Source organism: Mesorhizobium sp. M7A.F.Ca.US.014.04.1.1 (assembly GCF_003998745.1).
In the GTDB taxonomy this organism is placed as follows: domain Bacteria; phylum Pseudomonadota; class Alphaproteobacteria; order Rhizobiales; family Rhizobiaceae; genus Mesorhizobium; species Mesorhizobium ciceri.
Genome location: NZ_RZRW01000288.1, coordinates 1 through 7,332, shown reverse-complemented (window position 1 = coordinate 7,332; position 7,332 = coordinate 1). Strand labels below are relative to the sequence as shown.

Annotated in this window: 3 protein-coding genes and 3 pseudogenes; 4 read left to right on the top strand and 2 right to left on the bottom strand. The window is 59.3% G+C overall.

Annotated elements, in window-relative coordinates; all coding sequences use genetic code 11:
- Nucleotides 1–760: 760 nt before the first annotated feature.
- The 3 genes and pseudogenes from EOA22_RS19265 (at nucleotide 761) to EOA22_RS37720 (ending at nucleotide 5,574) form a co-directional block, all read left to right on the top strand.
- A complete protein-coding gene (locus EOA22_RS19265; protein ID WP_082826570.1) occupies nucleotides 761–4,294 on the top strand; it encodes an autotransporter domain-containing protein in 3,534 nt (1,177 codons plus the stop codon).
- Between the two features lie 243 nt (nucleotides 4,295–4,537).
- Nucleotides 4,538–5,221, top strand: a pseudogene (locus tag EOA22_RS38955) (integrase); the annotation flags it as partial.
- Between the two features lie 116 nt (nucleotides 5,222–5,337).
- On the top strand, nucleotides 5,338–5,574 hold the full coding sequence (locus EOA22_RS37720; RefSeq protein ID WP_063169293.1) for a hypothetical protein: 237 nt from the start codon (nucleotides 5,338–5,340) through the stop codon (nucleotides 5,572–5,574).
- Nucleotides 5,575–5,735: 161 nt separating this feature from the next.
- Here the strand turns inward: EOA22_RS37720 and EOA22_RS19250 are convergent.
- Both EOA22_RS19250 and EOA22_RS19245 read right to left on the bottom strand, forming a co-directional pair.
- Nucleotides 5,736–5,936, bottom strand: a pseudogene (locus EOA22_RS19250) (SMC-Scp complex subunit ScpB); the annotation flags it as partial.
- Nucleotides 5,937–6,029: 93 nt separating this feature from the next.
- A complete protein-coding gene (locus tag EOA22_RS19245; RefSeq protein WP_095769041.1) occupies nucleotides 6,030–6,290 on the bottom strand; it encodes a hypothetical protein in 261 nt (86 codons plus the stop codon).
- A 217-nt stretch (nucleotides 6,291–6,507) separates the two neighbouring features.
- Here EOA22_RS19245 and EOA22_RS19240 point away from each other — a divergent pair.
- Nucleotides 6,508–7,332, top strand: a pseudogene (locus EOA22_RS19240) (prolyl oligopeptidase family protein); the annotation flags it as partial.

The following is a 7,332-nucleotide window of genomic DNA, read 5'->3' as shown; positions in this document are numbered from 1 at the left end:
GCATCTTCCGCCCATGCCAGCAGCTACGCCGCCAGAGCGTCATCCGCAGCCTGCTTGATCAGCCATTCGATGTGATTTGACCACATCTGCAACACCTCGCGCTTCTCCTTGACGTTGCTATAGAGATCGTAGATTTCGCCAATGTCTCCGGTGCGGGCTCACAGCCCGTCCATATAGCCGCCAGTCTGCTGCCTTCGAGTGGCCCATGTTGGCCGCGGCCAGGAAGTGGCGACGATTGAAAGGACAAAATCAGTTGCCGAAACTCATCGCAGGTGACGGTCTGGTGGCAATTTGGGCACATCTTGTGTCTCGTCGCCAGTAAACACGGATGCCCGGCAGGAGCTGAGCTCGCTGCCGGCGGAAATCGTAGAGCGCCAGCGACGCATTCTGATCTTTCGTCAGGCAGTCGACCGCCTTGGCATACGCCTCGGCCTCCATCTCGATCGACCTGAACCGGTATCTTGTGCGCCATCCGGACGATCTGGGAAAGCTTGGCCGGGCCGGCGCCTTCCCAGGCGCACGGGAAGCGCGACGACCCATGTGGACCTTGGATTTCACTCCGCACTTACGCTGCTTTGGCCTTGTCAGCAGCCTGAGCATAAAGCGTGCTCAGCTTTCAGGCCGAGCACTCATCCATTGTTGACAGCACCTGTCGTCATTCAGGATCGCCCCATTCTCGCAGGCCGCTTGCAGCTTTCAGGCTGTTGTCAGCCAGGGCCGCCATAAAGGGTCTCGTTAAACAATTCAGGAGGCCGTTCCAATGAACAATCAGTTTGCGAGACTTTTTCGAGGACCAGGTATGCAGGCTTGTTTCAGGACAAAGAACTTTCTGGCGGCAACCACCGCGATGACGACGGTATTCCTGCCGGCTGTGTCTCTCGGGGTGGGTCTGGTAGCATTTCCAACTGGAGAAGCGTTGGCCGACGACCCGATTTCGATCCCGCTGGAGTATGTCGGGGAAGGCCATGACCGCCTGGGCATCTGGGCCAAGATCAACAATGGCAACGCGCAGCGATACGTATTCGACACGGGCTCGGACCAGCTCAACACGCAGATCGGGTCAGAGGTGACCGGGGTCCGCCCGATTGCCGACACGCCTTACGTATATACGTACGGGGACGGAACGTATGGTAATAAGCTTCAGAACGTGGAAATTGATAAATTTACATATGTCGATCCAGATCAAAAGATAACAATCGACGGGCCGTCTGTAAGCGATAAGAAATACCGGGCTGCTCGCATTCTCGATTTTGTCTATACCCATGCGTATTGCAAGGACAACAATCTTAAGTGCACGCCGGGATCCGTGACGGATGGACTTAAAGATATGTATGGTCAGGATCTCCAAGAACCTTATCACGCCGATAAGGAGCAGCGGGCGAAAATGACCGCTGGCAAGATGGCAGACGAAGGCGGCGATTTCGCAGGTACATTCGGGGCCGGCGATTTTCTTGGCAAGACAAGTGTCTGGGGCATGATGGGCAGTGTCACCAGGTCTGGCTACGTGGTCTCCGCCAATGTGAATCCGGATTCCGAGAGCGACCAAACGCCTGGCTGTTCCCCCTGCACGATTGTCAACCTCAATCCAAGCCTCCGGGCCCAATATACTAATGCCATGCCATGGGGAGAACCCGAGGAAAAAGATCAGGATTCTTATCAGAATTTTCCTGGCTCTGGCGCCAATGCCTCGACCGAATACGAAGGCAGCTACAATCTGCAGTACACGGTTAAGGATGGAGCCCCACCAATCACCGACCCCAACAAGACCGCGGTATTGCTCGACACCGGCACACCGGGCGGTGGCAGTCTGGAGATCAGTGATGCGATGCTGAAGCAATTTCAGGATGCGGGCGTCAAACTTAAAAATGTTCGGAGAAATGAGCAACGCGAGATCGTAAGCGCATCGGGCAACATCCCGAGCGTTACAATCGCAGGAACGGATGGCGATCCGGTAAGGCTGGACAATATCGACTTCACCTACACCAGCGGCACGACGGAACAACCCAATGACCAGACCAGTTTTGTTGCCGGTCTTGACTTCTTCAAAAACAGATCGGTCATTTTCGATCTGGAGAAGAAGTATACCGCTTATACGTCACATTTCGTCACTGCCAGCAACTTCTCTACCGATTCATCCGCACCCGAAGGGACCGGTCTGAGCAGGATCACGACGAGCATGGGGAATGAGGGCGGGTTCGGCATAGCGGGTGTCGTCTCCGGCTCCGGATCGCTGACGCTTGATACAAAGACGGTGGTCCGGATGACGAATGTCAACACCTACACCGGCGAGACGAATATTGCTCAGGATGCCTATCTCTCGCTTGCGGGGCTCGGCAACATCCAACGGTCAGCGAAAGTCGTTGCAGACGGCACGTTCGATATCTCCGAACATGGAAATGGCAGCGACTATTGGGGAATCTCCGACGCCTACAACGATGCCCGTATTCGTAGCCTGAGTGGCAGCGGAACGGTCGAACTGGGCAAGCGTACCCTGGTGCTAACGGATTCGAACGACACGTTCGCCGGCAGCATCAACGACCTCGACGTTGATAACAATAATATGGGCGGCAAACTATTCGTTGCCGGTGGCGTGCAAACGCTGAGCGGAAAGAACAATTTTTCCGGCATGACGACGGTCGGTTCCGGCGCGGGATTGCTGCTTGCCGATACAGGTGTGCTTTCCCATGATGCGACCACGTCCGGCTTTCTCGGGAATGACGGGCAGATCGGGGGCACGGCTATCGCAAACAGCGGCGGTGTCGTCGCAGGCGGCGGCACCTACGGTGCGGTCACCATTTCCGAGGGCGGCACGGTCGCTCCTGGCAGTGCGACCGATCCGAGCAGGATCGTCACCACACTGACTGTCACGGGCGATTTCGCGCAGCAGTCCGGATCGATCTATCAGGTCGACCTCGCAAGGTCGTCCGATCTCATCGATGTTGGCGGAGCAGCGGCGATCGACAGCGGCGCGCAGATCGAGCTGCTGCGGCAGGGAACGCTATCGGTCGATGCCCGATATACTCTGCTCTCCGCAGCAGGCGGCGTAAGCGGCACCTATGGCGGGCTGACGGGGGCTCTGGCGACAGACGCGACGCCCTTCGTCGATTTCCAGCTCGTCTACGATGCCAACAATGTCTATCTCGATATCAGCCGCACATCGACGGCGTTTGCCGATGTAGCCAGCACCTTCAATCAACGCTCGGTCGCCGCAGCGGCTCAGGCGCTTGGAAGCGGTAATCCGATCCAGGACAACATCCTGTTCCTGACGGCGCCGGAAGCCCGCAACGCTTTCGATATGCTATCAGGCGAGGTTCATGCTTCCATTCATAGCGGCCTCATCGAGGACAGTCATTCTGTACGCGATGCCGCGAGCGAACGGATCCGTGCGGCGTTCGACGGCGTCGGTGCCTCCAGCGTTCCGGTGATGACTTATGGGCTGGGTGGTCTGGAACTGGCCCCGGCAACGAGTGAGAATTTCGCCGTATGGGGCCGTGGCTTCGGCGCCTGGGGTCATCTCGACAGCGACGGCAATGCCGCCGGTCTCGATCACTCGACAGGCGGCTTTCTGGCTGGCGGTGACGCGGCTGTCGGCGAAAGCTGGCGGCTCGGCCTCATCAGCGGCTACAGCCATACCTCCTTGGAGGCGGACGATCGCGCGTCGTCGGGCTCGAGCGAGAATTACCATCTCGGTCTTTTTGCCGGCACGCAGAACGGCAATCTCGGTTTTCGTTCCGGCCTTGCCTATACCTGGCACAGCATCGAGACCGGCAGGTCCGTGGTCTTTCCAGGCTTCGCCGACAGCCTTTCGGCCGATTACGACGCCGGCACGTTCCAGGCCTTTGGCGAGCTCGGCTACCGTATCAATACGGCTTCGGCTTCCTTCGAGCCCTACGCTAATCTCGCTTATGTGAATTTTGACGCCGATGGCTTCACCGAGAATGGCGGCGCAGCCGCCTTGTCGAGCGGGGATCGCTCGAGCGACACGGCGTTTACCACGCTAGGTCTGCGTGCGTCGACGGTACTGACCCTCGGCACCGTGACTGCTACCGCGCGCGGCGGTCTTGGCTGGCGCCACGCCTTCGGCGACGTCAGGCCGGATACCGCTCTTGCCTTTGCTGGCGGTTCCTCCTTCGCCATCAAGGGCGTGCCGATCGCAAAGAACGCAGCTCTGCTCGAAGCTGGGCTTGACGTAAACATCACCGAGAACGCGACGTTCGGCATCGCCTATCAGGGACAGATCGCCTCGGATGCCCAGACACACGGGTTCAGCGCCAAGCTCGGCGTCCGTTTCTAAATCACCCGCAAAAGAGATTGGTTATGAAGTCAGTGAGTGCATTTTCTTTTACCGTCGTTCTCGGCTCAGCGACGGTGATGTCTGTGTCCGCCGCGCGAACGGACGATGCCTGCTACAACAAGGCACAAAGCCTATGATGACGCAATGTTCAATCGACGACCTGAAGCCAGTCGATGGCGAGCTTGACAAGCTCTACAAGGAGATGGAGACCCGGCTCAAAGAGTCCCGGCGCATGTCCAGGAACTGGTCGAGACCGCGAGGGGCTACAACGCCACCTCGGAGAACACGCGCGACGCCTACCCCAAGGATTGGCGGCATTTTTCCTCCTGGTGCCGGCGCGCTGGCTTCGATCCCCTGCCTCCGGGCTCGAAGGTGATCAGGCTCAATATCAGCGCCTGTGCCTCGGGCACCGCCGCCGGCGATCCGAAGCGTGGCGCCCCTGCCCTTTAGTTTGCGACCATCGAGCGGCGGCTTTCCGGCCTCGCCTGGAACTTTACCCAGCGCGGCCGGCCGTTGGACCGCGCGGAGCGGCATATCTATAAGGTTCTTGCCGGCATTCGCCGCAAGCACGCAAAGCCACCGCGGCAGAAAGAGGCGGTCCTGGCGACGATCTGCTGGCGATGATCGCCACGCTCGGCCACGACCTCAGGGCCTGCGCGACCGCGCTATTTTGCTCCTGGGCTGTGGCGGCGGCCTGCGGCGCTCCGAGATCGTCGGTCTCGACGTCATGCGCGACGACAACAGCGATGGCGCCAGCTGGATCGAGATTTTTGACGGCAAGGGCTGCTGGTCACCCTGCGCGGCAAGACCGGCTGGCGCGAGGTCGAGGTCGGCCGCGGCTCCAGCGACCACACCTACCCCGTAGTCGCGCTCGAGAGCTGGATCCGCTTTGGCCGCATCGCACGTGGACCCCTGTTCCGCCGCATCTTGTCGATCAGGTCGATATAATACGAAAAAGCCGCCGCCATTCGGGACGGGCGTCGGCTATCATGTCCAGCCATTATGCGGCGAGCGGATAGCTTTCGCCGGACCAGGCAGAGAACTTGGCGGCAAAAGCCTTCATCTCGTCGACCGCGAATGTGGTGCGCGGTTGCGAACTCGACTTGCTGGGCGAGAGGGACCTCGCCGAGAAAGGCGCTGACATGAGCGGGATGCTGCTTGGCCAAATCGAGATCCGCAAAGCAATCGGCCAGCGCCGCGTCGTCCAGCTGTACGCTGCAGGGCGCGTTCACGTCGTCAAGACGGATGCCAAATGCTTGCTCATAATGGCCGCAAGGTAATCGTTTCGGGTCGGAGACACAAGTTGCCGCCTCCTTCGCCGTAGAGTGGCCCGATACAATCACGATCGATATTGCCACCTCTTATCGATAGTGATCGCATAGTTCCCTGATTCGACTCTCAACCGCTCATATCAAGCGATTACTTCCATGTATCTGCTGCGCTAGCCCGTCCTGGCCTTGGAGTGTCGCTCCTCACCTCCTCCACCACTCACCAGCCCGATGGGAGTATCGCCCGCCAGCAGCTTCTCCTTGCTGAGCAGCGCGGCAACCTCAATCGCCTCGAAATCGGGCAAATCCCGCAGTGTGTCGAGGCCGAAGTGCAACAGGAAGGTCTTGGTCGTGACGTAGGTGTAAGGCGTGCCAAATTCAGCGGGCAGGCAGACGTTGACCCACAACAATCAAGGGGACGGTGCAGGCCAAGATTGCGGCAGGGCTTGGGCCCCCCACCCTTCTCCTCAGAACTCCGCTGCTTCCAGCTGGCGGCTGAAACTCACAGGCGCAGCCAGCTTGGTCTCTAACAGCATCGATCGCATCATGGTGTCTGCCATGAATCCGTGTGCGTGAAGCGCTCCAGAGCGAAGATGTTGGGCGTCAACCAGGTTCACTCCAATGAGCTTCACTTCTCGAGTTCTGCACAGTGTCCACGACTGGCGCCGGAGGTTGATCCGGTGATTAGGAGGAGCACTCGTTGTCGGATTCTCGACGATGTCGGACATGTGACACAACGCTTCCAGAGCGATCGCATTGTTCCGAAACGATTTTCCCAGTTGGCACGAAGGTTGCGGCCCTATGCGCAAAAGCACTGCGATGCCGCACCGACTGGAAGAACTCATCAATGATCACGCTTTTCGAACATGTGGGCGCCGCTACCGACACTGAGCGTTCCCGAGCCGACGGAAGCCTCTATCCCTTCTTTCTGAAGGCTGTCCGGACATGAACGCATTTGATGTCCGTCCAACGCTTGATGCTCCCGACGACGATCCCTATGTCTGGCTTGAAGATGTAGAGGGCGAGCGGGCACTTGCCTGGGCCGCCGGCCAATCGGCAAGGACTCTGAAGCACTTCGGTGGAACGCAGTTCGAGCGCGACCGCGCGGCTCTGACAGCCATTTTCGACAATCGCGACAATCTTCCCCTGATCGCGCGCCGTAGTCAGTACCTCTACAATTACTGGCGAGATGACGGTAATCCACGCGGACTGTGGCGCCGGACCACCCTTGCCGCCTACATGAAGGCGGATCCCCAATGGGAGCTACTGCTCGATCTGGATGCTCTCGCGGCTAGCGACGGAGAGGACTGGATCTGGGACGGCGCGTCCATCGAGCCGGAGAGACGGGAAAGAGCCGTTCTGCGCCTGTCGCGCGGCGGCAGCGACGCGGTCGTGCATCGCGAATTCGACCTGATTTCTCTGAGCTTTGTCGCCGACGGCTTCAACCTCCCCGAGGCCAAAGGCTACGTTAATTGGCTGGACCCTGACACGCTTCTGCTTTCCAGTGCGCTTGGTAATGGCATGGCCACCCGCTCCGGCTATGCGCGCACAGTTCGACTGTGGAAGCGTGACGCGGATCCCCTCACCACGCCGGCAATCTTCGAGGCCGGGTTCGAAAGCTTCCAAGTGTCTGGTCATTCGGACCGCACCGGCCGCAGCGAGCGCCTTTGGTTCATCGAGCAGCCGGCCTTCTTCGAGAAGATCAGCTGGATCGGCGATAGGAGCGGGCCGAGGAGGCAGATCGATCTTCCTCGCGACGCGTCGTGGCGG

Coding starts and splice junctions, on each gene's coding strand:
- EOA22_RS19265 (WP_082826570.1), top strand. CDS start 761: ATGAACAATCAGTTTGCGAGACTTTTTCGAGGACCAGGTATGCAGGCT.
- EOA22_RS19245 (WP_095769041.1), bottom strand. CDS start 6,290: ATGTCCGACATCGTCGAGAATCCGACAACGAGTGCTCCTCCTAATCAC.